Genomic DNA, 22,252 nt, shown 5'->3' on the forward strand with positions numbered 1-22,252 from the left:
TTAATAAACTCGTTCGCCCGCAACGTAAGTTTGTTCAACCTGAGTTTGCCAGATATCACTGGAGTCGACGGCAAATGGGTCTTGATCTACGACAATAAAGTCAGCCCATTTACCGGGTTCCAGCGAGCCCAGAGATTTCTCCTGCCAGGCACTGTAAGCGGCATCGATGGTAAATGAGCGCAGCGCTTGCTGCAGGCTCATTTTCTCTTCAGCATACCAACCTCCGGCTGGCATATCATCACGATCTTGTCGGGTAACCGCTGCATGCAGTCCGTAAAATGGATTAGCGAGTTCTACCGGGAAGTCTGAGCCGGCAGCAATAACCGTGCCCTGATCCAGCAGTGTTTGCCAGGCATAAGCTCCTTCCATACGCGCCGCGCCAAGACGATCTTCTGCCATATTCTTGTCACTGGTGGCATGCGTAGGCTGCATGGAAGCAACTAAATTGAGCTGGTTAAAACGCTTTAAATCGTCCGGATGTACAATTTGCGCATGCTCTATGCGGTTACGTAAATTGCGACCACCAAGTTCATTATAAACTTCTGCCAGGTTATCCAGTACAACGCGGTTGGCCCGGTCACCAATAGCGTGAGTATTTATCTGGAAGCCATGAGGAATGATAAGCTCGTACAGATCACGAATTTTTTCTTCTGAAGTGACCATCAGGCCATGGTTACCATGGTCGTCACTGTAGTCTTCCAGCAAAGCCGCACCGCGGCTCCCTAAAGCACCGTCGGCGTATATTTTAACGCTACGAATGGTCAGTTTCTGGTCGTCACTTTCGTAAGGGCCTTCTGCCAAAAGTTGCGCCAGTTTAGGTTCGGTAGCGGCTATCATGCCATAGACCCTCAGAGGCATACGGCCCTGATTGTGCAACCCCTTGTAAACGGAGATCTCATCGGCATTAATACCGGCGTCATGGACACTGGTAATGCCCAGTTTAATCAAATGCTCAAAAGCGAGTTCATACGCGGCACGTTGTTGCTGAAGCGATGGTTCGGGAACAACATCCTCAACCAATTGCATTGCATTGTCGATCAGTACACCGGTTGGGTTGCCTTGTTCGTCACGGACAATTTCACCGCCTTCCGGGGCTACTGTATCCTTATCTATTCCTGCACGACGCAGGGCTTCGCTGTTGGCCCAGCCAGCGTGCGCATCGACGCGTATTAACCAAACCGGACGGTCAGTGACCACTTCGTCAAGATGTGCCGCGCTGGGAAAAGCTTTTTGTTGCCATTGCTCCTGATTCCAGCCTCGGCCTGTTATCCATTCCATTTCTGGCTGCTCGCCAGCATAGGTATGAACTTTTTTGACCGCTGCAGAAACCGAGTCGGTGTCGCGTAAATCCACCTGTAATAAACTGGTGCCCAGACTCTGGATATGTCCATGGGCATCAGTTAACCCCGGAAGAACAGTTTTCCCCTGCATATCAACGGTTTGTTCAGTGTCAGTAAAACGCTCAGCAAGTGCGTTACCACCAATAGCCTGAATTTTTCCATGTTCAACCAGCATGGTCGAAAACTGCTGCAACACCGCTTGTTCGCCGGCAGGGCTGGTAAGAGTGTAGCCTTTCATGTTGGTATACAAGGTGTCGGCAATGGCTGAAGCCGATAAGCTGAGGCCGATAAACAGGCAGGTAATACGTCGCATAACAATAAAACTCCGTAGAAAATAACTTAGGCAACACTATAGCGTTTTTACTGTACAAGCGACTAGGCGTTGGCTGAATTTTTGTTAACTAAGTTAACATTAGCTTTTTCAAAATCGGTATTGTCCGTAAAAAACTTGCTGTCTGTTATATTTTCGGTATGCTAAAAGTTAATTGAATAAGCGTTATTTTGGATCTCAAGATGAAAGTTCTAATTATTGACCCGCAGTTTTTTATGCGCGCTGGTCTTATACAAATTCTCACAAACTACGCGAATCAGCCTTCGATATATGAAGCTGAGTCGTTTGAAGTTGCTGAGAGTTATTTATCGGCCGATGATTATGATTTGATTTTTTTGGAAATGGATTTACCGGACGCCGAAATTCGACCTGCGTTGCAACGCCTGAAAAAAGTGGCTCCACGCACGCACATTGTTTTGTTTACGCGCCCGCGGTCGATTTCTGAAGTTCGTCAGGTACTGTCTGCGGGAGTTCGCAGCTACTTGCCAAAAGACAGTTCAGCTGAGCAGGCTAAACTGGCTATTCGGGCTTTACTTAATGGTGACCGTCACATTCCTGATGACCCTCATTTGAATGAACCAAGAGACAAGTCCAGTGGAGCAGAGAGCTTTTTGTCGCCGCGTCAGCTGGAAATAATGCAGTTGCTGGCTCAGGGGCTTTCAAATAAAGAGATTGCAAACATTCTGGGGATTACTGAAGGCACTATTCGTGTGCATTTGTCGGCAATATTCAAAGCCATTAAAGTATCGAATCGTACTGAAGCGACGCTTTGGTATCTACTGAGACAGAAAAAGCTGGTCGACTAAGTTTCGATTTATGTCACTTAACCGATTAATTGCTGAACTAGAAAAACACCAACATGCACCAACCGAGTTGTGGGATCCGCCGTATTGTGGTGAGATCCCTATTCATATTGCCTCAAATGGCGACTGGTTTTATCAGGGAAGCCAGATAAAGCGCTCTGCATTGGTAAAACTATTTGCGTCCGTTTTAGTGGTTGAAGGCGGTGAGTATTTTTTAATAACACCTGCCGAAAAAGTTAAGATTACGGTTGAAGATACGCCCTTTGTTGTTGTCGACTGGCGTCAATTAGAAGAAAATGGTCAGCAATTATTACTGCTAACAACCAATATCGGTGATACTCTGGTATTAAGTTCTGAACATCCGCTCACAATGAAAAAGGGTGTTCCTTATATTGTGATGCAACGAGGATTAACAGCGAGAGTACATCGCAATGTATTCTATCAGTGGGTTTCACACGCAGAGTCAAGGATTGCCGATGGACAAGAGCAGTGGTACCTGTCCAGTGCGGGTGAAACGTTTGTGTTAGGAAGTGTGGAATAGGACGTTGCGGTAAACTCGTCTATGACAAAAACAAGAACAGTCTACCTGGTTGAACAGCAACCAGAGCGTCGTCAGCATTTTGAAACGGTATTGACCTTTATTGGCGAAACCGTTGAAGTCATATCTCCTTCAGACACTCTAAAGCTTCGTGCTGCTGATGCTCTCTGTGTGATTGCTGGTAATGGCATTGAGAACTTGCATCAATTAGCCGGCGATGCGCCGCATCTACCTTTTATCTGTGCCACAGATGATCAGCACAATGCGTTACAGAAAGCGAATGTTATTGGCCCTCTGGAAAAGTCTTTTGATTACGCCAGCTTATCGAATATGTTGCATTACTGTCAGGCTTATCACCAGCAAATGCCTGCTAAAGCGGCAAGAAAGCGACACCCGGGCGGAGGTAAGCTGGAGCAAACCTTAGTTGGTAACGGGCGTACAATGAAACATGTACGTCAGTTGATTGAACAGGTAGCGGTAACAGAAGCGAATGTTCTGATTCTGGGAGAGTCAGGAACAGGTAAAGAAGTTGTGGCTCGCGGTGTTCATGATTTGTCCGGACGTAGTAACGGGCCTTTCGTGCCGGTGAATTGCGGTGCAATTCCGGGTGACTTATTAGAAAGTGAATTGTTCGGGCATGAAAAAGGGGCTTTTACCGGTGCCATAGGTGCGCGCAAAGGTCGTTTTGAACTGGCTCAGGGTGGCACCTTGTTTCTGGATGAAATTGGCGATATGCCATTGCCCATGCAGGTAAAGCTGCTACGAGTTTTGCAAGAGCGGACCTTCGAACGTGTGGGTGGCAGTAAAAGTATTATTGCCGATGTACGAGTGGTTGCGGCGACTCACCGCGAACTGGAACAAATGATTATTGACGGTAAATTCCGTGAAGATTTGTATTACCGCTTAAATGTTTTTCCTATTGAGGTTCCGGCTCTGCGCGAGCGTCAGGAAGACGTACCTTTACTGCTGCAAGAACTGACCCAGCGTTTTAAAAAGGAGCGGGGCGTAGGGGTGCGTTTTACTGAGCGTGCTCTGGAGTCGTTGTCCTATCACCGTTGGCCGGGTAACGTAAGGGAATTGACTAACCTGATAGAACGCCTGACTATAATGCACCCCGATAGTCTGGTTGACGTGCCTGATTTACCTCCAAAATATCAGCATATTGAACATGACGCACCAACTCCAGATTACCCCGAAGAAATGCTGGAGCGCGAAGCGCTGAGTGCCATTTTCAGTGAGTCAGATGAAGAACTTGATGACGACACACATAGTGCTGCTGATTCTGAGTTGCCCGATGACGGGGTCAATTTGAAAGATATGCTAACTGAAATTGAAACGGGAATGATAGCGCAGGCGTTGGATAAATCTGACTGGGTAGTTGCTAAAGCGGCCGATTTACTCAGTATGCGCCGTACAACCTTAGTTGAGAAAATGAAAAAGTACGGAATTCAGAAAGATTAAATTCAAAGCGTCAGTCTTTTGACAATCCAAAAGCTACGTAATTAACTGAAAATAAAGAGAATTATACTGGCATCTATTTTGCATTAGCTTCTCCATAGTTGTTAATTGGAGATGTCAGTATGGCCACCTACCATCAAATTATTGATGCCATGCCCAACGCTGTTATTTTACTGGACAGTCATGGGGTCGTGGATTATTGCAATGACAATGCCACGAGCCTTTTAGGACACCCTCTGAAAAAGTTTTTATGGCGTGAACTGGTGAGTGAACTTTTTGCTCCCAAAGCGGATGACTGGCACGAAGTGTCTTTGCGTAACGGCAGACGGGTTCGTTTAGACACCTCAGTTGTGAATGAAAAGCCAGGGCAGCTTATTGTGCTGACAGACCTGACCGAGACGCGGCGTCTGCAAAACCGCATCGGTCATTTGCAGCGTTTGTCTTCCATGGGAAAAATGGTGGCTTCGCTGGCACATCAGATAAGAACGCCTCTGTCTGCCGCAATTCTTTATGCGCAAAACCTAAAGCAGGGCAGTATTTCTGCGGTCAAACAACAGCGTTTTTCCGATAAGTTACTTTCCCGTTTGCATTCGCTGGAACAACAGGTCAACGACATGTTGTTGTTTGCCAAAAGCGGTGAGCAACCCATGCTAGAAGAGCTCAGTACCAATAGCCTGATCCAGCAAGTGCTGATGAACACAGAAAGTTACGCTGAGCAGCATCAGGTGAAAATCAATTGTATTGATCCTGACTTTGGTGTGGTGTTACGAGCTAATCAAACCGCTCTGATCGGGGCAATGCAGAATCTGGTTAACAACGCTGTTGATGCCAGCCGGCCCGGACAGGAAGTGCTATTAAAAACCGATGTTGATGATGGTAACTGGAAAGTTTCTGTTATTGACTCTGGTTGCGGCATTCCGGCTGAAAAACAAGACAGTGTATTCACTCCATTTTTCACTGAAAAATCGAACGGTACTGGTTTAGGTCTGGCGGTTGTCCAAACGGTGATAAAAGCACACAACGGTTTAATTGACTGGGAAAGCCAGCCAAATAAAGGCAGTCGTTTTACCTTAGTGCTGCCGGTATATGAGTGGTCAGAAAATATAATGAAAGAGGTACGTTATGGCTGAGCGACAAGTATTGGTTGTTGAAGATGACGTATCGCTGCGTGAAGCGATTATCGATACGCTGGAACTGGCTGATTGTCAGTGCCTGGAAGCCGCTAACGGCGAAGAAGCCTTACTTATTCTAAAAAAAGAGTCAGTGGCGCTGGTTATCAGCGATGTGCAAATGCCGGGAATTGATGGCTTACAGTTATTGCGTAGCATGAATAATCAGCAATACGACATTCCGGTTATTATGATGACGGCCTTTGCAAAGGTGGATGACGCAGTCGTTGCTATGCGTGAAGGCGCTGTCGATTATCTGACTAAGCCGTTTTCAATTGAAAAGCTACAAACACTGGTGCAGCGTTATTTGCCCGACGGTGCAATTAACGATATTGAGCCTGTCGCAGAAGAAGGCTCCAGCCAGGCAGTGCTGGCTATGGCACGAAAAGTTGCGGGTAGTGAAGCAAGCGTAATGGTCACTGGGCCTAGCGGTACCGGTAAAGAAGTGCTGGCGCGTTATATTCACCAGCATTCGGATCGCTCAGACGGGCCCTTTATTGCCATTAACTGCGCAGCGATACCTGAAAACATGCTGGAATCCATGTTATTTGGTTATGAGAAAGGTGCCTTTACGGGCGCTAATCAGTCTTCTCCCGGTAAATTTGAACTGGCTCAGGGCGGTACTCTGCTGCTGGACGAAGTGACTGAAATGGCTATGCACTTGCAGGCTAAATTATTACGGGTTATTCAGGAGCGGCAGGTGGAGCGTCTGGGCTCGCGTAAAACCATACAGTTGGATGTCCGGTTAATAGCTACCTCTAACCGAGACTTACAACAGGCGGTGCGCGAAGGGCTATTACGTGAAGACTTAATGTATCGACTAAACGTGTTTCCCCTGCATTGGAAGTCTCTACGAGAGCGACCCGCGGATATCGTTCCCCTGGCAGAAAATTTACTGCAGCGACATAAACAGCGCTCTGGTATTAAAACGCCTGTGAATTTTTCCGCTGCAGCAGTTCAACAGTTAATGCGCTATTCCTGGCCGGGCAACGTTCGGGAGCTGGAAAATGTAGTGCAAAGAGCTCTGGTATTACATCGCGATGGAGAAATTCAGCCACAGGATCTTATGTTGGAACTGAACGACGCGGTGGAAACCGCTAGCGTGTTTCCTGAACAAATAGAGACGCCTGAAGATAAGTCGGAAAACCTCGATGAGTCGCTTTTCCATCAGGAATACCAAATTATCAAAGATGCGTTGCAACGTCATCAGGGAAAACGCCAACCTGTCGCCGATGAGCTTGGTATTAGTCCACGGACTTTGCGCTACAAGCTGGCGAAAATACGAGAGCAGGGGCTGACTCTGACCGGCTCATAATACGGTCTTGAAATACCTCCTCCATTACCATTAGCCCTGTTTATCAGGGCTTTTCTTTGTATCTTACCGATGCGACCAAAAGTTGGCATTCTGTTTGCATGACTAACCTTAAATAAAGTCAGTGATGAATTTTTGACGGGGTTAATTATGAAAGTGGAAGCAAACGCACTTTATCAACAGTTACAATCGATGGCCACGCAGGCTTCCCAGCGTGATCAGCCTACGAATGTGAACGCCCTGCAAGGCAATACCGCTCAGGCTGATTTTTCCAATATGCTGAAAAGCGCAATGGATAACGTTAACGAACTGCAGCAAACCTCAGGTGATTTAAAAACTCGCATGGAACTCGGTGACCCGAATGTCACCCTTGAACAAACCATGATAGCCAGCCAGAAAGCGAGTATAGCGTTTGAGGCAACGGTTCAGGTGCGCAACAAAGTGGTTGATGCGTACAAAGAAATAATGTCAATGCCGGTATAACCGCTGCATCATTGGAGATATAAGTCGTGGCTGAATCAACAGATTTAATGGTACAAGATACTGACTTACCTGATAACAACAGTTCAGGTAATGAAGACGGCGGTGAGAAAACCGGCATTATGACGATGCTGGGTAACTTTGACATGCTGCGCCAGGTTATTGTCGTGCTGGCGCTGGCTATCTGTGTTGCTATTGCTGTTTTTATTATGTTGTGGGCTCAAGAGTCAACTTATCGTCCATTAGGTCAGTTAGAAACGCAGGAGTTGATCAGCACCCTCGACTACATGGATGCAAACGGCATTGAATACCAGGTGGAAGGCAACACGGTTTCAGTACCGGAAGAAAACTACGATGCTATTAAGTTGCAGCTGACTCGTGCTGGTGTTGATTACGGTAACTCGACCAATAACGGCTCCGAAATACTAATGAGCGAACCGGGCTTTGGTGTTAGTCAAAGACTGGAGCGTGAACGTCTTATTCATTCCCGTGAAGTTCAGTTAGCGCGTGCTATTGAGGAAATGAAAAAGGTTTCTGCTGCACGAGTCTTGCTTGCTGTACCTAAAGAAAATGTCTTTGCCCGTCGCGAAAAACAACCCAAAGCATCGGTTATGCTGAATGTGCGCGGTGGCACCTCGTTAAGCGAAGAAGAAGTGGCCTCTATTGTTGACATGGTTGCCTCTTCGGTGACCGGACTCAGTACTGAGCAAGTAACCGTTACTGACCAGGCCGGACGTCTGCTTAATTCTGGTTCGCAAAGTGCACTGGCGGCTAAAAGTTCGCGTGAGTATCAAATTGAACAAAAACGCGAAGAGGCCTACTTAGAAAAAATAGACAGTATTTTGATTCCCGTGCTGGGCTATGACAACTATACCGCACAGGTTGACGTGACTATGGACTTTACTCAGCGTGAAGAAACTCAGCGTCAATTTAACCCTGATATGCCGGCTATTCGCAGTGAAATGACGGTTGAAAACCGCTCTGTCGGTAGCGCCATTGGTGGTATTCCCGGAGCACTCACAAATCAACCTCCTTTAGAGTCTGACATTCCGGAAGAAGCCGGAGCAGGAACTGCAGGTGGCGGCACTAATGGCAGCAGCCACCGTGAAGCAACCCGTAATTATGAGCTTGATAATTCAGTCACTTATACCCGGAACCAAACCGGTACCATTAAGCGTTTGAGTGTTTCTGTTGCGGTTAACCATGAAGCAATAACTAATGAAGCGGGTGAAGGCGAAACACAAGCGCGTAGCGCTGAAGAAATCGCTAATATTCGCCGTTTGCTGCAAGGTGGTTTAGGCTTTGATATTAACCGTGGTGACAGCATCGAAGTCGTATCGGTACCGTTCGCGCAGTTGCCTGACTTAGGTGCCGGCGAGACGCCTGTGTGGGAAGAGCCATGGTTCTGGCGAGCTTTCCGTCTGGTGATGGGCGCACTGGTTATTATGGTATTGATTCTGGCGGTGGTTCGTCCAATGCTGAAGAAACTGATGAATCCGGAATCGGGTGTGGAAGATGATGCCGATGCATTTTCCGATGAGGAATCGATGGGCGACGAAACCATTGATCTGTTATCCTCACAGTTTGATGAGAGTGCAGTTGGGTTTGGGGCTGATGGTAGCCTGCAACTACCTGACTTGCACAAAGATGAAGACTTGTTAAAAGCGGTTCGCGCGTTGGTTGCCAACGAGCCTGAGCTGTCCTCACAAGTGGTTAAAGCGTGGTTGAACGAAGATGCCTGATCAAGATACTAGAACTAAGCGCGGTAAGGTTGAGTTTGATGTCGACACTTTAGAAGGTGTTGAGAAAGCGGCTATTTTACTGCTTAGCTTATCGGAAGAAGATGCGGCTCAGATTCTAAAACACCTGGAACCTAAACAGGTGCAGAAAGTGGGCATGGCCATGGCGAGCCTGGAAGACTTTAACCAGGACAAAGTGAACGCTGTACACCATTTGTTCCTGGAAGACATTCAGAAGTTCACCAATATTGGCTTCAAGAGTGAAGAGTTTGTGCGTAAGGCACTGACCTCCGCACTAGGTGAGGACAAAGCCGGTAACCTGATTGAACAGATTGTCATGGGCGGCGGCTCGAAAGGTCTTGATTCACTGAAGTGGATGGACTCTAAGCAGGTAGCCACTATTATCCGTAACGAGCATCCGCAAATTCAGACTATTGTCCTGTCTTACCTTGACCCTGAACAAAGTGCCGAAATTATGGCGCAGTTCCCGGACAAAGTACGTCTGGACTTAATGATGCGAATAGCCAACTTAGAAGAAGTTCAGCCTGCAGCCTTGCAGGAACTGAACGAAATTATGGAAAAACAATTTGCCGGTCAGGCTGGTGCTCAAGCGGCGAAGATGGGCGGCCTGAAAGCGGCAGCCAATATTATGAACTATCTGGATACCAACATCGAAGGCCAGTTGATGGACTCTATTCGCGAGCAGGACGAAGAGATGAGCCAGAGTATTCAGGACTTAATGTTTGTGTTCGAAAACCTGGTGGAAGTCGACGACCGTGGTATTCAGGCCTTGCTGCGTGAAGTTGAAGGCGAAACGTTGCAAAAAGCGATGAAAGGTGCGGACGACGCGGTTCAGGAGAAAATATTCAAGAACATGTCGAAACGTGCCGGCGATATGCTGCGTGATGACCTTGAAGCTATGGGGCCGATTCGTATTAGTGATGTAGAGGCCGCGCAGAAAGATATTCTGGCAGCGGCGCGCCGTTTAGCTGACGCAGGTGAAATTATGCTTGGCGGCGGTGGCGGTGACGAATTCCTATAAGGGTTTAACGCATAATGACGGATGATAAAGACGCAACCCAGCTTTGGGATTTACCTGACATGACCTCGGAAGAGCTTAAGCAGGGCTCTCAGGTAAATGCGTTAAACAAACCCCGGCGCTGGCAATATGAGCCGCCGGAAGCGGACAATGAACAGGAAGAAGAGCTTAAGCCTCTGACCGCAGAACAATTGGAAGAAATTCGCCAGGCCGCACGCGAAGAAGGCCATAAAGAAGGTTTTGACGAAGGCCGCAATGAAGGCCTTAAGAAAGGCTATGACGAAGGTTACGAAGCTGGTAAAAAAGACGGTTTTGAAGCCGGTGAACAGCAGGGTGTTGAAGCTGGTAAAGAGGCCATGCAGGAGCAACAGCAGCAGTTAAGAGTTTTGCTGCAGAGTTTGTCTCATCCGAATGAACGTATCACCGAAGCGGTGCAGGACGAGCTTATTGACATGGTCACTGAGCTGACTCGGGTCATCTGTCTGGATGTCGCTGTTAATTCAAAAGAGCTCATCGTCAAAGCCGTGCGTGAAGCTATTGCGGTCTTACCGGTTACTGATCAGCGAGTCATTATTCACCTGAATGAAGAAGACTTAGCTATTTTGCAAAGCACATTCAGCGAAGATGAACTGAAAGAGAAAGGCTGGCTGCTAAATAAAGACGATTTACTGGAACGCGGCGGTTGCCGGGTTACCACAGAAAGCTCCACCATAGATTACACCCTGACCAGCCGTATGGAAGATGTGTTCTCCAAATTAAAAGGTTAACCCATGAGCGCTTCTGAGCAGTTAGTGAAACAACTACGCAAAAAACGTGAGCGTATCCAAAAGCCATCAGTGGCTGTGTCGGGATATCTTACCCGCGTCGTCGGTTTAATGTTTGAGGCCGTTGGCTGTCGCGCTCCTGTGGGGTCAAGCGTAGCTGTGGAGGCTGACAGCGGAGATATTGAAGCCGAAGTGGTGGGTTTTGAAGGCAACATCAGTTACTTAATGCCTACCGAAGACGCCCATGGCGTTATTCCCGGAGCCAGAGTACGCCCACTAAACCGCAAGAATCAATTGCCGCTGGGTATGGAGCTGCTGGGTCGTGTTATTGATGCTCGTGGCGAGCCCCTTGATGATAAAGGCCCCATTTTTTCTGACGGAAAAACCTACCGAAGCAAACCCATGAACCCGCTGAACCGACGTCAGGTGAAGCAGCCGCTGGACGTTGGCGTAACGGCTATTAATGCCTGCTTAACCGTGGGGCAGGGGCAGCGAATGGGGCTGTTTGCTGGTAGTGGCGTGGGTAAAAGTGTGCTGTTGGGCATGATGACTCGCGGTACCACGGCGGATGTGATTGTAGTTGGCCTGATAGGCGAACGTGGCCGGGAAGTAAAAGAATTTATAGAAGAAATACTTGGTGAGGAAGGCCGTGAAAAAGCGGTTGTAATAGCAGCGCCTGCTGACCAGTCGCCGCTTATTCGTTTACGTGGTTGTGAAACAGCCTCTCAGGTTGCCGAATATTTTCGTGACCAGGGTCTGAATGTGTTGCTGTTAATGGATTCACTGACTCGTTACGCCATGGCGCAACGGGAAATTGCCCTTGCTGTGGGTGAACCACCGGCAACCAAAGGTTATCCGCCTTCTGTTTTCGCTAAGTTACCAGCATTGGTCGAGAGAGCAGGGAATGGCGGCGACGGACAAGGTTCTGTGACCGCGTTTTATACGGTTCTGACTGAAGGTGATGACTTACAGGACCCCATTGCGGACTCCGCGAGAGCAATACTGGACGGACATATTGTACTGAACCGGGAACTGGCCGACAGCGGTCATTATCCGGCAATAGATATTGAAGCTTCTATTAGCCGGGTTATGCCACAGGTTGTTTCGGAAGAGCATATGCAACAGGCGATTAAAGTTAGACAGTGGTACTCAAGTTACCGTCGCAATCGCGACTTGATTTCCATTGGCGCATACACCCGCGGAAGTGACCCGGCTATCGATCAGGCTATTGCAATGCAGCCGCGAGTAAGTATGTTTTTGCAACAGAAAATGCGGGAAGTTGTGAACTATGATGAAAGCTTGTTGCTCCTTAATCAGCTAGTCAATCCGAAGCAGAAACAGTCAGCGAGCATGTAATTTATGGCTGAGTTGGCACAATTGGAAATGTTGCTGGAGCTGGAACAGAGGCGCGAAGATAAAGCCGCTCAGGATTTCTCTCAGGTGCAGCAACAGGTTCAGGAGCAACAGATGCGCCTGGACGGTATGTCAAAATATCGACTCGACTACTTAAATCAGTTGCAGCATCGCGGGCAAAGCGGGATTGCCTCAATTCAGGTAGGGCAGTATCACGCATTTGTCGGTAAGTTAGATGAAGGTGTTGAACAGTTGCATCACGATATTATTAAGTTGCAGCAAGTGTTACAACAGCGCAAAGATCGTTGGCTGGCGCAGCGTCGCAAGCGCGAGTCGATAGATTTTTTAATAAAAGAAAAGCGCAAGCGTGAGCAAGTAGCCGAAGCCAGAAAAGAACAAAATAATCTGGACGATTTTAGCAGTCAGCGTTTTATTCGCGCCAGAAAATAGTTGGAACGAAATTTGCTTAGATACTTGCTAGATATTGTTTGCTCAGCTATTGAAAATAGCGCAAGCGCATTGCGGAGTATTATTAAGCAAGGCGTCAATAAGCACTTAATTCAGGACTAAAACTATGCAACAGCTGCTTAATCTAACCGAATCTGCCGACAACTTTGCACGTGTTGGTAAAGGTAACGACCTATCATTGAAGAGCGCCGATGGCGATAGCGGTGAGTTCTCGCGGCTGATGCTAAAGCAAAATAGTGGCGATAAAGAGCTGCAACAACTGGCCGCTAAAATTGAAGCCTACCAGAAAGCCGGTAACGACGGTGAAGGTGAGGTTGAAGGCAAAGACGTTGAGCGCAAAAATGCCGGTGAGCCGGTAACCCGAAATTTATGGGAACTGTTGCAGCAAATGAAGCAGGAAAGTGCTGAGGTTAGCTCTGAAGGCGAAACTGCGGTGAGTGACGAGATAGATCTTGCTGCGGGCGATGGCGAACTAAAAATGACAGATGAGCAACTGGCTGAAATGCTGGAAGCTTTAATGGCTAAGCTGGATTCTGCGGGTGAAGGAGAGGGTGACGCTGTTATGACGGATGCCGAGCGGCAGAAGTTTGCCGATGAGCTGCTGGCCGGCATGACCGATAGTGATAAACAGGCATTACAGGCAAAGCTTCAACAACTGATACAGGCGGCAGAACAGGGTGAAGGTGCTGAAAGTGCGGTTGAGGATGCCGGGAAATTCATTGTTAACTTGCTTGAACCCCTTTTACCCAAAGCCGATGCTGATAAGTTATTAGTAGGTAATGAAAAAGCGTTAACTCAGGCTTTGAATGAGGCTGCAGAGCGTGTGCTGGCTCAATTGTCTGCATCTCCGGACAAAAATTCAGGCAAGCCGCAAAGTGCTGAAGAATTAACAAATTTGCTTAAGCAACTGGAGCAGCAGGTTTCCGCACAACAAGCGAAAGGCGAAAGTAGTGAGTTGAGTTTAGCGGAGCAAAAGAAACTGCAGCAGTTTACTGCCGAGTTACGCAAAATTTTAGCCAGCCAAAATGGCGGCGCAGATAAACCTCAGGCTTTGACTCAGGAACAGTCGGCTAAAGCTGAGCAGTTATTGGCTGAAGTAAGGCAATTATTAAAAGGCCGTACAGGACTGAGTGAAAAGTCGGTAGAGGGTAAGGCGTCAGAGTCGGTTATTACAGCAACAGACGTTAAAGCCGGTAAAGAAAAAGCTGGTTCTGGCGATATTGGTGCTAAAAGCGATGACGGCAAGCAAACGACTAAAGCTGCTTCTGTGAATACAGCTGTTGAAGCAGAAACAAAGGTAGCCGATGCGGGTCAGCAGGGACAAGTCTTTCGGAATAACACCGACGCTTTAGTTGACGCCAGTGCGGCCCGGGCAATTCAGGGGCAAATGGTGTCAACCGCGCAGGGAACTGTAGCTGCGAATGAATCCAGTCAGGCTAATACTTTGCAGGCATTGCAACGTCCATTAGACTTGCAGCAAACGGAAGCGTCGCAAAAATTGCAGGAACGCATCAATATTATGATGAGCAGGAATATCCAGCGTGCGGATATTCGTCTGGATCCGCCGGAACTTGGTAGTGTTCACATTCGAGTTAACATGAGCGGTGAGCAGGCGTCAGTGCAGTTTCAGGCCCAGACACAACAGGCTCGAGATGCGTTAGAGACGACCATGCCGCGATTACGCGAAATGCTGGAACAGCAAGGCATCAATTTAGCTGATACCCAGGTTGGAGAGCAAAGCAAAGAAGGCGGGCGCACCGCTGGCGGGCAAGCCGGAGGATCTCATGATGCGGAAGACTGGGCTGTTGAGGGCGAAATAACTTTAGAAGAAGGCCGGGTGCTTGCTGACGGACAAGTCGATTTCTATGTCTGAAACGGTATATCTAAAGCGGCTATCAAGCTATAGTAACTGTCGGTGGGCGGTAATACAGGAAATTGAGCATGGCAGAAGATAAAGACAACAACGATACGGAACAAACTGAAGAGCAGACCGGTGGTAAGAAGAAAAAACTGATTATCTTCGGTGGTATCGGTATTGTTTTAATTATTACCGTAGTCCTGGTGTTGTGGCTATTCGGTGGCTCGTCTGAGGGTGAATCAGCTGCTGCCGAAAATGGTATGAGCAGCGCAGCGGCACCGTCATCATCGCCACGCCCGGAAATTGGCAATGCACTTTATGTTGGTATGCCCCGGCCTTTCGTTTTCATTGTCCCGGGTGACTCACGTGAGCGAACAGTACAAATTAAAGCGCAGTTAATGGTGCGCGGCGAAGAGAGTGAAGAACTGGCGAAAAAGCATATTCCGTTAATTGAAGGCACGCTGCATGAGGTGTTTTCCTCAACCACGGCTGACAGGTTAAAAACAGCCGAGGGTAAAGGTCAATTACGTGAACTGGCTTTGACTGAAGTTCGTTCTGCGCTTGAAGAAGTAACCGGGAAACCGGTTGTTGAACAGGTTTTATTTACCAGCTTGGTAATGCAATAAGTGAGCTATTATGGCTGTGAGTGACTTACTATCTCAAGACGAAATTGACGCGCTTTTACATGGTGTTGATGACGTTGAAGAAGAGGACACAGAGAAAGAATCCGCCTCTGCGGATGCGCTCGACTATGACTTTTCGTCGCAAGATAGAATTGTTCGTGGGCGTATGCCAACGCTGGAAATTGTTAATGAGCGTTTTGCCCGTCATATGCGGGTTAGCTTATTCAACATGATGCGCCGCACCGCAGAAGTGTCGATTAACGGTGTCCAGATGATTAAATTTGGTGAGTATGTACATACTTTGTTCGTACCGACCAGTTTAAACATGGTGCGTTTCCGCCCGCTTAAAGGAACGGCACTAATCACTATGGAGGCACGTTTAGTCTTTATTCTGGTCGATAACTTTTTCGGTGGCGATGGTCGCTATCATGCAAAAATTGAAGGCCGTGAATTTACGCCGACTGAGCGCCGCATCATTCAAATGTTGCTGAAGCTGGTATTTGAAGATTACAAAGAAGCCTGGGCTCCTGTCATGGACGTGGGCTTTGAGTATTTAGACTCGGAAGTTAACCCGGCCATGGCGAACATTGTTAGCCCAACCGAAGTTATCGTCATTAGTTCGTTTCATATTGAGTTAGACGGTGGTGGTGGAGACTTCCACATTGCTTTGCCTTACTCCATGCTGGAGCCCATTCGCGAGCTGTTGGATGCCGGTGTGCAGTCGGATAAAGAAGATACCGACATGCGCTGGAGTAAAGCGTTACGTGACGAGATTATGGATGTTCCGGTGGAAATGATTGCCAAACTGGCGCAAACCGAAATGTCGTTACGTGAGGTGATGGATTTGCGCGAAGGCGATGTTATTCCGCTTGAGTTGCCAGACGACTTAACCGTACTAATTGAAGATTTACCGACTTTCCATGCGAAAATGGGGCGTTCAAGAGACAATGTCGCTTTGAAAATTTCAGAGAAGATTAAACGCCCTGAAACCGTTAAGTCGGATATTCATATGTTGACTCGTGGAGGCCGCCGAATTGGTGGTGATGCCGAGTTACAACAGTTAGAAGAAGATATTGATTTATAATAATTGCTGCTTGAGAAAGTGAGGTTGCAACATGAGTAACGATGATAAAGATATGGATGACTGGGAAGCAGCAATGGCTGAACAGGAAGCTGCTGAAGATGAAGAAAGTGGCGAATCAGGAGCCGGTGAAGGCGCAGGAAAGTCGTCCAGTCATTCTGGTATGGATAACGTGCAGACCGCTGAACTCGAAGAACTGAGTGAAGATAAGCCGGTAACCGAGGAAGAAAAGCGCAAGCTCGACGCCATTCTCGATATTCCTGTTACCATTTCTATGGAAGTGGGTCGTAGCCAAATTAGCATTCGTAATTTGCTGCAATTGAACCAGGGCTCTGTGGTGGAACTGGAACGTGTTGCCGGTGAACCACTGGATGTACTGGTTAACGGCACCTTGATTGCGCATGGCGAGGTGGTTGTTGTTAATGATAAATTCGGGATACGCTTAACCGATGTTATTAGTCAGATTGAACGTATTCGTAAGCTTCGCTAGCTTGGTGCTGTTGCCCTCTGCTGCCAAGGCGGAAGAGAAAGCTGGCATTATTTCAGGCAATGACATAGGCGCCATGGTTTTGGCGCTTTTTGCCGTTTTAGCGGTGATTGTGGTTTTAGCCTCGCTGTTAAAACGCTTTAACCTCAAGTTTCAGGGCGCATCTGGTCTGAAAGTACTGAGTAGCGTGTCTTTAGGGCCCAAAGAACGGCTGGTCATTGTGGATGTTGGGGGGCAGAAATTGTTACTTGGTGTCACTCAGCAACGCATAGAATGCCTGAAAGAGTTGCCAGGCGATATCAACCTGGAAGGAAAACAAGAACAATGAACCGCTGGTTGCTGCTTTGTATTTTAGCCGTGTTGTGTTTGCTGCCTGAGCAGGCTTTCGCCTGGCAGGATCTTACTGCGGTTACGGTAAAAACAAACCCCGATGGTAGTGAAGAGTACTCTGTAACGCTGCAAATTTTGGCGATAATGACGGCGCTGACCTTCATTCCCGCTATGGTCATTATGATGACCTCATTTACCCGAATTATTATCGTTTTAGCTATTCTGCGTCAGGCCATCGGTCTGCAACAGTCGCCTTCTAATCAGGTGCTACTGGGTATTGCGCTGTTTTTAAGCTTTTTCATCATGACGCCGGTTTTAAACGAAATAAATGACAAAGCGTTACAACCCTACTTAAATGAAGAGATACAGTCGATGGAGGCGGTCGACAGAGCAAAAGCGCCGATAAAAGCCTTTATGCTGGCGCAAACACGCTTAACCGATTTAGAAACCTTTGTCGAAATATCAGGAACCGAGGGCGTGCAAGAGCCGGAGGACGTGCCTATGTCGGTGCTTATTCCGTCCTTTATAACTTCCGAGCTAAAAACCGCCTTTCAAATAGGCTTCATGCTGTTTATTCCGTTTTTGATTATTGATTTGGTGGTCGCCAGCGTTCTCATGGCCATGGGTATGATGATGCTGTCGCCCATGATCGTATCGCTGCCGTTTAAACTCATGTTGTTCGTGCTGGTTGATGGCTGGAGTTTAACCATGAGTACCCTGGCCGGAAGTTTCGGGGTTTAGGAGGCAATATGTCACCGGAAATGTTTCTCGACATTTTTCAGGAAGCTTTGAAAACCATAGTGATTATGGTGGCTTTTATAATTATTCCCGGACTTTTAGTGGGTCTGGTCGTTGCGGTTTTCCAGGCAGCTACCTCTATCAACGAGCAAACCTTAAGCTTTCTGCCCCGCCTACTTGTCACTCTTGCCGTTATTGGTCTTGGTGGACACTTCCTGACTGAAACCGTAATGGACTTCACTATCGAGATGTTTAACCGGATACCTGAAGTGGTCGGCTAATGGATCTGGTGACTTCTGTTCTGCTCGAGTGGTTGGAACAACACCTGTGGCCGCTAACACGGGTGTCATCAATGATCATGAGTATGGCACTGTTTTCCGGCACCATAGTGAACTCCCGCGTCAAAATCTTTTTATCTCTTGCCATTATTATGGCCGTTTCACCTGCTTTGCCGGAAATTAATGCGGGCGTTGAAATGATGTCGGTAGGCGGTTTCTTAGTTACAGCACAGCAAGTCGTTATTGGGGTTGCCTTAGGGTTGCTTTCCATTTTGTTCCTGCAAACATTTGTTCTGGGTGGCCAAATTATTGCCATGCAAATTGGTTTGGGTTTCGCCTCTATGGTTGACCCCACCAACGGCCAGCAAGTGCCGGTTATTGCACAGTTCTTTTTAATGTTAGCCAGTCTGGTTTTTCTCGCGTTCGACGGGCATTTATTAATGATTCATATGGTTGTTGCCAGTTTTGACGCAATACCTGTGGGTATGACCGGGTTGGATGCCGACGCTTTATTTGCGGTTGCGGAGTGGGGCGTTTACATGTTCTCGGCGGCCTTAACGGCGATGCTTTCGGGGGTCATTGCGTTGCTGCTAATTAACTTAAGCTTTGGGGTTATGACCCGGGCGGCTCCACAGCTGAACATTTTTGCTATTGGTTTTCCTATTACTATGGTCAGTGGATTAGTGGTTGTGTGGCTAACCATGGGCGGCTTTATTTTTCACTTCGAAAACCAATGGGCGCGGGTTGTACAAACCATGTGCGAGATATTGGGTAGTCAATGTGCTTAAATCGACTTTCTCTGACAAAGGGCAGTAAGCATGGCTGAGACTGATCAGGAACGTACAGAAGACCCCACGGAGCGACGAAAACAGCAGGCCCGCGACAAAGGCCAAATTGCTCGCTCCAAAGAAATGGGAACCGGCTTTGTATTGGTGAGTGCCGCAGTTTCGTTTTTCTGGTTCGGTGGTGCTTTGTACCAGGGCGTGCGTAACGTTTTTGAAATTATGTTTACGCTTGACCGACAGCACGCGTTTGACACCAGCAAAATGTATGAAGCCTTTGCCATTGCCTTTGGTGAAATTCTCTGGCCAATACTGACCATTTTTGCCTTTATTGTGGTGTTTACCTTTCTGGGGAACAGCTGGTTGGGTGGCATTAACTTTTCCGCTCAGGCAATGGCACCTAAATTTAACCGGATGAATCCGCTTAATGGATTTAAACGGATGTTTGGTGTTCAGGCATTGGTGGAGCTGATAAAAGCCATAGCTAAGTTTATGGTGGTAGCCGTTTCTGCATACTTTCTGCTTAAGTGGAAATTTGTCGACATTCTGCAAATGTCTATGGGGCAGATGCCGACCATGATTGAAAACGCGCTGGACACCTTACTATGGATGTTCCTGTTGTTGTGTTTGTCGATATTTCTTATTGTCGTTATTGATGCTCCCTTCCAGGTATGGAAACACAATAAAGACTTAAAAATGAGTAAGCAGGAAGTCAAAGACGAACACAAAGACACGGAAGGGAGTCCGGAAGTTAAAGGGCGTATTCGTCGCTTACAAATGGAAATGGCAAATCGCCGAATGATGCAGGAAGTGCCTAAGGCCGACGTTGTTGTAACTAACCCTACCCACTATGCTGTCGCTTTAAAATATGACGACGGCGGCGTACAGGCTCCGGTTCTTCTTGCAAAAGGAACCGATGAAACTGCTGCAAAAATTCGTGAAATTGCTCTGGAATATGAAATTCCGCTGGTTGCTTCGCCGGGGCTTGCCCGCTCAATTTACCATACCACCGAGCTGGAAAAAGAAATTCCGAAAGGGCTGTTCGTGGCCGTGGCACAGATTCTTGCGTACGTATATCAATTACGAATGTTTAAGAAAGGGCAGGCTAAACGTCCGAAAAAACCACCTATGGATAAAGATATTCCGGACGATTTACGTTACTAACCAGCCTGATTACAACGTCATTCGACTTGCATAATTTGCGCGTTAAGACGGGCTGCTATATCATTCGCCACCATTCGTGCCGATATCGGCAGTGGCAAATTTGGACTAAGCAGTTATGGCTAAACTTTCTTTGTGCCTGGCACAGCTGGACTTTACAGTTGGTGCCATTCACAACAACACCGCCCTAATTTTAAAAACGCTGCGTGAGCAGGGCGAGCAACACGACATTATTGTGTTCCCTGAGCTGGCTATTACCGGTTATCCGCCGGAAGACTTATTATTCCGCGATGACCTACATCAGGCAGTGGATAATGCGGTAGAACAAATCAGCGCAGCGGCTTCAGATTGTGTGGTTATTGTCGGCCATCCGCAGGCCGTTGGCGGAGAGTTGTTCAACGCTATGTCCGTGCTACACCGGGGCGAATGCCTGCACCGCTACTTTAAACAGCGCCTGCCCAATTACGGTGTTTTTGATGAACAACGTTACTTTATTCCGGGCCATCAGAGTCAGGTGTTTGAATGGCAGGGCGTGCGCATTGGCTTACAAATTTGTGAAGACTTGTGGCATCCGCAACCCTTACAACAATTATTGGATGATGACATTGATCTGGTGCTTTCAATTAATGCTTCTCCGTACGAGTTAAACAAACACGAACAGCGCTTAGGTGTGTTGAAACAGCGTGTGGCAGAAGCCGGTAAACCCATTTTGTATTTGAATAATTGTGGTGCGCAGGATGAGCTGGTGTTTGATGGCCATTCACTGGTTTTAGATGCAGAAGGTGAGCTGGTTGCCGAACTACCGCACTGTGAAATGACCACGGCAAGCGTAACTTACGAAGACAAAGGTATCCGTTGTGTCGGTTTTGAGCCTAAGGCTGAACAAAACGACTTGGCTCATGTATACGACGCTCTGGTGTTGGCGGTGCGTGACTATGTGACCAAGAATGGTTTTTCTGGTGTGGCATTAGGCTTGTCAGGTGGAATCGATTCCGCATTAACTTTGGCGATAGCAAGCGACGCTCTGGGAGCCGATAAGGTTCATGCTGTTATGATGCCGTTTCGTTATACTTCAGATATGAGTCTGGAAGATGCAGAGAAGCAAGCTGATACCTTAGGTGTTCGCTACGACGTTGTGCCAATTGAGCCCATGTTTAATGAGTTTATGACTCAGTTGGGACCGTTATTCGGAGAGACCGAAACCGATACCACCGAAGAAAACCTGCAGTCCCGCTGTCGCGGTGTATTACTTATGGCTTTATCCAATAAAACCGGTTCGCTGGTGTTGGCTACTGGCAACAAAAGTGAAATGGCGGTGGGTTATGCAACCTTATATGGTGATATGTGTGGCGGTTTTGCGCCTATTAAAGACATTCCTAAGTTGCTGGTTTATCAATTGGCCGAGTTTCGTAATACTCGGGGTGCCTGCATACCTCAAAGGGTTATAGACAGACCGCCTTCTGCTGAACTCGCACCCGATCAAGTGGATTCTGATTCGCTACCAGACTATAGCGATTTAGATCGCATTCTGGCATTGTATGTAGAGAGAGACTGGTCGGTAACCGATATTATCGCGGCCGGATTTGTAGAGGAAGACGTGCGCCGGGTGGTTCGCCTGGTTGATCTAAATGAATACAAGCGTCGCCAATCTGCAGTTGGGCCTAAAGTGACACCTCGTAACTTTGGTAAAGATCGTCGTTACCCTATTACCAGTCACTATCGCCATGAATTACAGCGACAAGGTCAATAGGATAAATACTGATGAAAAAAGTTGAAGCCATTATTAAGCCGTTTAAGTTGGACGACGTGCGCGAAGCGCTGTCTGAAGTCGGCATTGCCGGTATGACTGTGTCAGAGGTAAAAGGCTTTGGTCGTCAGAAAGGCCATACCGAACTTTATCGTGGCGCGGAGTACATGGTCGATTTTCTACCAAAAGTAAAACTGGAAGTTGTGGTTGCGGATAGTGAAGTTGAGCGTTGTATTGAAGCCATTATGGAAACCGCTCAAACCGGAAAAATTGGTGATGGGAAAATTTTTATCACTGAGATTGAACGTGTTATTCGTATTCGTACCGGAGAGGAAAACGAAGACGCGGTATAAGCTACCGCGTCATTCTTTGT

Annotated in this window: 23 protein-coding genes; 22 read left to right on the forward strand and 1 reads right to left on the reverse strand. The window is 47.6% G+C overall.

Annotated elements, in window-relative coordinates; all coding sequences use genetic code 11:
• Complete coding sequence (locus DEU30_RS12445) at window positions 1-1,653, reverse strand: amidohydrolase (protein ID WP_034818129.1); 1,653 nt, start codon at window positions 1,651-1,653, stop codon at window positions 1-3.
• Window positions 1,654-1,853: 200 nt separating this feature from the next.
• Between DEU30_RS12445 and DEU30_RS12450 the strand changes: the two genes are divergently transcribed.
• The 22 genes from DEU30_RS12450 to glnB all read left to right on the forward strand — a co-directional run bounded on the left by DEU30_RS12450 (window position 1,854) and on the right by glnB (window position 22,232).
• Complete coding sequence (locus tag DEU30_RS12450; protein ID WP_114982355.1) at window positions 1,854-2,477, forward strand: response regulator transcription factor; 624 nt, start codon at window positions 1,854-1,856, stop codon at window positions 2,475-2,477.
• A 10-nt stretch (window positions 2,478-2,487) separates the two neighbouring features.
• Complete coding sequence (locus tag DEU30_RS12455) at window positions 2,488-3,015, forward strand: DUF1285 domain-containing protein (RefSeq protein ID WP_114982354.1); 528 nt, start codon at window positions 2,488-2,490, stop codon at window positions 3,013-3,015.
• A 21-nt stretch (window positions 3,016-3,036) separates the two neighbouring features.
• On the forward strand, window positions 3,037-4,473 hold the full coding sequence (locus tag DEU30_RS12460) for a sigma-54 dependent transcriptional regulator (RefSeq protein WP_034818122.1): 1,437 nt from the start codon (window positions 3,037-3,039) through the stop codon (window positions 4,471-4,473).
• Between the two features lie 119 nt (window positions 4,474-4,592).
• Window positions 4,593-5,600, forward strand: coding sequence for an ATP-binding protein (locus DEU30_RS12465; protein ID WP_114982353.1), 1,008 nt, complete (start codon window positions 4,593-4,595; stop codon window positions 5,598-5,600).
• Entirely contained in the window at window positions 5,593-6,954 is a 1,362-nt protein-coding gene (locus DEU30_RS12470) for a sigma-54 dependent transcriptional regulator (protein WP_114982352.1), read from the forward strand. Before DEU30_RS12465 ends, DEU30_RS12470 begins: the two co-directional genes overlap by 8 nt.
• Window positions 6,955-7,101: 147 nt before the next feature.
• Window positions 7,102-7,434 carry a flagellar hook-basal body complex protein FliE gene (gene fliE, locus DEU30_RS12475; RefSeq protein WP_034818114.1) on the forward strand — a complete coding sequence of 111 codons (333 nt, stop codon included), beginning with the start codon at window positions 7,102-7,104 and terminating at the stop codon, window positions 7,432-7,434.
• 47 nt (window positions 7,435-7,481) lie between these two features.
• Window positions 7,482-9,173 (forward strand): flagellar basal-body MS-ring/collar protein FliF, encoded by a 1,692-nt coding sequence (fliF, locus tag DEU30_RS12480; RefSeq protein ID WP_181813915.1) that lies wholly within the window; start codon window positions 7,482-7,484, stop codon window positions 9,171-9,173.
• Window positions 9,166-10,212, forward strand: coding sequence for a flagellar motor switch protein FliG (fliG, locus tag DEU30_RS12485; RefSeq protein WP_011234450.1), 1,047 nt, complete (start codon window positions 9,166-9,168; stop codon window positions 10,210-10,212). Before fliF ends, fliG begins: the two co-directional genes overlap by 8 nt.
• 14 nt (window positions 10,213-10,226) lie before the next feature.
• Complete coding sequence (fliH, locus tag DEU30_RS12490) at window positions 10,227-10,976, forward strand: flagellar assembly protein FliH (protein WP_114982350.1); 750 nt, start codon at window positions 10,227-10,229, stop codon at window positions 10,974-10,976.
• Between the two features lie 3 nt (window positions 10,977-10,979).
• The gene (gene fliI / locus DEU30_RS12495) at window positions 10,980-12,329 is read left to right on the forward strand and encodes a flagellar protein export ATPase FliI (protein WP_110014337.1); all 1,350 of its coding nucleotides are present in this window, start codon (window positions 10,980-10,982) and stop codon (window positions 12,327-12,329) included.
• A 3-nt stretch (window positions 12,330-12,332) separates the two neighbouring features.
• Window positions 12,333-12,776, forward strand: coding sequence for a flagellar export protein FliJ (fliJ, locus tag DEU30_RS12500; protein WP_114982349.1), 444 nt, complete (start codon window positions 12,333-12,335; stop codon window positions 12,774-12,776).
• Window positions 12,777-12,900: 124 nt separating this feature from the next.
• Window positions 12,901-14,667, forward strand: a complete 1,767-nt coding sequence (locus tag DEU30_RS12505; RefSeq protein WP_114982348.1) for a flagellar hook-length control protein FliK — start codon at window positions 12,901-12,903, stop codon at window positions 14,665-14,667.
• A gap of 68 nt (window positions 14,668-14,735) precedes the next feature.
• On the forward strand, window positions 14,736-15,278 hold the full coding sequence (gene fliL / locus DEU30_RS12510) for a flagellar basal body-associated protein FliL (protein WP_011234445.1): 543 nt from the start codon (window positions 14,736-14,738) through the stop codon (window positions 15,276-15,278).
• 16 nt (window positions 15,279-15,294) lie between these two features.
• Window positions 15,295-16,359 (forward strand): flagellar motor switch protein FliM, encoded by a 1,065-nt coding sequence (gene fliM, locus DEU30_RS12515; protein ID WP_016341320.1) that lies wholly within the window; start codon window positions 15,295-15,297, stop codon window positions 16,357-16,359.
• A gap of 31 nt (window positions 16,360-16,390) precedes the next feature.
• Window positions 16,391-16,846, forward strand: a complete 456-nt coding sequence (gene fliN / locus DEU30_RS12520; RefSeq protein ID WP_011234443.1) for a flagellar motor switch protein FliN — start codon at window positions 16,391-16,393, stop codon at window positions 16,844-16,846.
• Entirely contained in the window at window positions 16,821-17,171 is a 351-nt protein-coding gene (fliO, locus tag DEU30_RS12525) for a flagellar biosynthetic protein FliO (protein WP_227016386.1), read from the forward strand. Before fliN ends, fliO begins: the two co-directional genes overlap by 26 nt.
• Window positions 17,168-17,914, forward strand: coding sequence for a flagellar type III secretion system pore protein FliP (gene fliP, locus DEU30_RS12530; protein ID WP_011234441.1), 747 nt, complete (start codon window positions 17,168-17,170; stop codon window positions 17,912-17,914). The genes fliO and fliP overlap by 4 nt, the downstream gene beginning before the upstream one ends.
• Before the next feature lie 8 nt (window positions 17,915-17,922).
• Entirely contained in the window at window positions 17,923-18,192 is a 270-nt protein-coding gene (gene fliQ / locus DEU30_RS12535; RefSeq protein WP_011234440.1) for a flagellar biosynthesis protein FliQ, read from the forward strand.
• Window positions 18,192-18,977 carry a flagellar biosynthetic protein FliR gene (fliR, locus tag DEU30_RS12540; protein ID WP_011234439.1) on the forward strand — a complete coding sequence of 262 codons (786 nt, stop codon included), beginning with the start codon at window positions 18,192-18,194 and terminating at the stop codon, window positions 18,975-18,977. The genes fliQ and fliR overlap by 1 nt, the downstream gene beginning before the upstream one ends.
• A gap of 30 nt (window positions 18,978-19,007) precedes the next feature.
• Entirely contained in the window at window positions 19,008-20,135 is a 1,128-nt protein-coding gene (gene flhB / locus DEU30_RS12545; RefSeq protein ID WP_011234438.1) for a flagellar biosynthesis protein FlhB, read from the forward strand.
• Between the two features lie 115 nt (window positions 20,136-20,250).
• Window positions 20,251-21,882, forward strand: coding sequence for an NAD+ synthase (locus tag DEU30_RS12550; RefSeq protein ID WP_114982347.1), 1,632 nt, complete (start codon window positions 20,251-20,253; stop codon window positions 21,880-21,882).
• A gap of 11 nt (window positions 21,883-21,893) precedes the next feature.
• On the forward strand, window positions 21,894-22,232 hold the full coding sequence (gene glnB / locus DEU30_RS12555) for a nitrogen regulatory protein P-II (protein ID WP_011234436.1): 339 nt from the start codon (window positions 21,894-21,896) through the stop codon (window positions 22,230-22,232).
• The last annotated feature ends 20 nt before the right edge of the window (window positions 22,233-22,252 follow it).

The sequence above is a fragment of the Idiomarina sp. 017G genome, assembly GCF_004362265.1.
In the GTDB taxonomy this organism is placed as follows: Bacteria; Pseudomonadota; Gammaproteobacteria; order Enterobacterales; family Alteromonadaceae; genus Idiomarina; species Idiomarina loihiensis.

Coding starts and splice junctions, on each gene's coding strand:
- DEU30_RS12550 (WP_114982347.1), top strand. CDS start 20,251: ATGGCTAAACTTTCTTTGTGCCTGGCACAGCTGGACTTTACAGTTGGT.
- fliI (WP_110014337.1), top strand. CDS start 10,980: ATGAGCGCTTCTGAGCAGTTAGTGAAACAACTACGCAAAAAACGTGAG.
- fliN (WP_011234443.1), top strand. CDS start 16,391: ATGAGTAACGATGATAAAGATATGGATGACTGGGAAGCAGCAATGGCT.
- fliL (WP_011234445.1), top strand. CDS start 14,736: ATGGCAGAAGATAAAGACAACAACGATACGGAACAAACTGAAGAGCAG.
- fliJ (WP_114982349.1), top strand. CDS start 12,333: ATGGCTGAGTTGGCACAATTGGAAATGTTGCTGGAGCTGGAACAGAGG.
- DEU30_RS12455 (WP_114982354.1), top strand. CDS start 2,488: ATGTCACTTAACCGATTAATTGCTGAACTAGAAAAACACCAACATGCA.
- fliH (WP_114982350.1), top strand. CDS start 10,227: ATGACGGATGATAAAGACGCAACCCAGCTTTGGGATTTACCTGACATG.
- fliE (WP_034818114.1), top strand. CDS start 7,102: ATGAAAGTGGAAGCAAACGCACTTTATCAACAGTTACAATCGATGGCC.
- fliQ (WP_011234440.1), top strand. CDS start 17,923: ATGTCACCGGAAATGTTTCTCGACATTTTTCAGGAAGCTTTGAAAACC.
- DEU30_RS12450 (WP_114982355.1), top strand. CDS start 1,854: ATGAAAGTTCTAATTATTGACCCGCAGTTTTTTATGCGCGCTGGTCTT.
- fliF (WP_181813915.1), top strand. CDS start 7,482: ATGGTACAAGATACTGACTTACCTGATAACAACAGTTCAGGTAATGAA.
- fliP (WP_011234441.1), top strand. CDS start 17,168: ATGAACCGCTGGTTGCTGCTTTGTATTTTAGCCGTGTTGTGTTTGCTG.
- DEU30_RS12460 (WP_034818122.1), top strand. CDS start 3,037: ATGACAAAAACAAGAACAGTCTACCTGGTTGAACAGCAACCAGAGCGT.
- DEU30_RS12445 (WP_034818129.1), bottom strand. CDS start 1,653: ATGCGACGTATTACCTGCCTGTTTATCGGCCTCAGCTTATCGGCTTCA.
- glnB (WP_011234436.1), top strand. CDS start 21,894: ATGAAAAAAGTTGAAGCCATTATTAAGCCGTTTAAGTTGGACGACGTG.
- flhB (WP_011234438.1), top strand. CDS start 19,008: ATGGCTGAGACTGATCAGGAACGTACAGAAGACCCCACGGAGCGACGA.
- DEU30_RS12505 (WP_114982348.1), top strand. CDS start 12,901: ATGCAACAGCTGCTTAATCTAACCGAATCTGCCGACAACTTTGCACGT.
- fliR (WP_011234439.1), top strand. CDS start 18,192: ATGGATCTGGTGACTTCTGTTCTGCTCGAGTGGTTGGAACAACACCTG.
- DEU30_RS12465 (WP_114982353.1), top strand. CDS start 4,593: ATGGCCACCTACCATCAAATTATTGATGCCATGCCCAACGCTGTTATT.
- DEU30_RS12470 (WP_114982352.1), top strand. CDS start 5,593: ATGGCTGAGCGACAAGTATTGGTTGTTGAAGATGACGTATCGCTGCGT.
- fliG (WP_011234450.1), top strand. CDS start 9,166: ATGCCTGATCAAGATACTAGAACTAAGCGCGGTAAGGTTGAGTTTGAT.